Here is a 2,014-nt window from a genome sequence, read left to right as displayed (position 1 = left end):
ATGAGCTGGCTCTTGGTGTGACAAATTATTCATCTGATGAACTTGCAATGAATGAGCCAATTGATCAACCGATTGTAGACAGCGAAGGTCTGGTGTGTCACTTAGAAATTCCAGTACCGGTCGGTTTGTAAGCAAACATGCTGTAAAGAAAAGGAGCCCTTCCTTTTCTTTGCATGATTGCATTTACCTCTTATGCCTCACACTTTAAAATCAAACAAAACTAAAACGAATCCAGGAGTGATTTGGTGTTACAAACAAATGAAAAGTATTCAGTAGAAGAACAAGCTATTTCAGCAAAAAAAGCAGCTAAGCAATTAAGTTTACTGACAACAGAACAAAAAAATGATGCACTGTTAACGATTGCTTCTACACTTGAAAGCAACACGGAGTATATTTTAAAAGCAAATGAAGTAGACTTAAAAAACGGGAAAGAAAAAGGTTTTGATGAAGCACTGATGGACCGCCTTGCTCTTTCAGCGGAACGTGTAAAAGAATTTGCCAACGGCCTTCGTGAAGTTGCTGAGTTAGATGATCCAACAGGAGATATTTTATCAAGCTGGACATTGGATAACGGTCTAGATGTAAAGCAAGTACGCGTGCCTCTTGGCGTTATCGGAATGATTTATGAAGCACGTCCAAACGTAACGGTAGATGCAACAGGGCTAGCGTTGAAATCTGGAAATGCCATTGTGTTAAAAGGCGGTTCTTCAGCTATTTCATCTAACCAAGCTATCGTGGACATTATTCATAAAGCTCTTGATGAAACGCCAATCCCTAAAGAAGCGGTACAGTTTATTTCAAGTACAGATCGTGCGGCTACGCAAGAATTATTTACAATGAAAGAACATATTGACGTGCTAATTCCACGCGGAGGGGCCTCATTGATTCAAGCGGTCGTCAATAACGCAACGGTTCCCGTGTTAGAAACGGGAGTTGGAAACTGCCATATTTACATCGATGAACAAGCTGACGTTAAGAAGGCCATTCCAATTTTGATTAATGCAAAAACAGATCGACCAGCGGTGTGTAACGCAGCAGAAACGGTTCTTGTACACAAGAACTGGCTCGATTCTCATAAAGATGAATTGATTCAAGCATTCAACGATCATAATATTGAAGTATATGGTGACAAAGCGACAGTAGGTGAAATTCCTGGAGCAAAACCAGCAGCTGAAAAAGACTGGGCTGAAGAGTATTTGCGCTTAGCGATCGCGATGAAAGTAGTAGAGAGTGTGGATGAAGCGATTGATCACATCGAAACATATGGAACAAAACACTCTGAAGCGATCATTTCAGAAGATGAACAAGCCGTTTCACGCTTCATGTCTTTAGTGGATGCAGCCGCACTGTATCATAATGCATCTACGCGTTTCACTGACGGAGGAGCTTTAGGATTTGGAGCTGAAATTGGAATCTCAACTCAAAAGCTTCATGCACGCGGTCCAATGGGACTTCCTGCGCTTACGACAATTAAATATATTATGAGTGGAAACGGACAAACTCGATAAGAAATGAAAAGCGAGCCTAATCATGTGCTCGCTTTTTTTTATGAAAAGCAAAACAAGTAAATGGAAGCTGATTTGTAAAAAATTATAAACTCTGTTATAATAGTAAAATATATAATTTTTGTGATCTTCATTTTTGTTCTTTTCAGACTATCCCGTTGTTTTAAAAAAAGCAACTGCTATCTGCTTTGTTATAACTTCATTTTTATTTTAGTCTTTCAAGACGCCGTATGTATTCCTCAAAGATTGATTTACGGATGTATAGTATCACTTTATCTTGCACCATTTACCACATTTACACGCTAAGTTAATCTTCATTTATTATCCACTTAAAAAGTACTGTTTAAAGGAGACGATGTGTATGTATAATCGTAAAAATTTAGAGCCGGCTGTTATTGAAGAAACAAAAGTTTGGGAATGTACATCAGATACGTGTAATTGCTGGGTTCGAGATAACTTTAAAAGCGGAGATCAGCCAACTTGTCCAATTTGCAAAAGCGAAATGAAGC

At 38.7% G+C, this 2,014-nt stretch carries 2 protein-coding genes; both read left to right on the top strand.

What is annotated here, in order from left to right:
* The first annotated feature begins 245 nt into the window (after positions 1–245).
* Positions 246–1,508, top strand: a complete 1,263-nt coding sequence (locus AC1DRF_RS24855) for a glutamate-5-semialdehyde dehydrogenase (RefSeq protein ID WP_043982391.1) — start codon at positions 246–248, stop codon at positions 1,506–1,508.
* Between the two features lie 358 nt (positions 1,509–1,866).
* Positions 1,867–2,014, top strand: a 148-nt coding sequence (locus AC1DRF_RS24850; protein ID WP_477741950.1) for a cold-inducible protein YdjO-related protein, incomplete at its 3' end; no start/stop codon positions are given.

Source organism: Priestia sp. P5_B4, assembly GCF_056400385.1.
The sequence above is the reverse complement of the archived record's forward strand: the minus strand, read 5'-3'. Positions and strand labels throughout refer to the sequence as shown.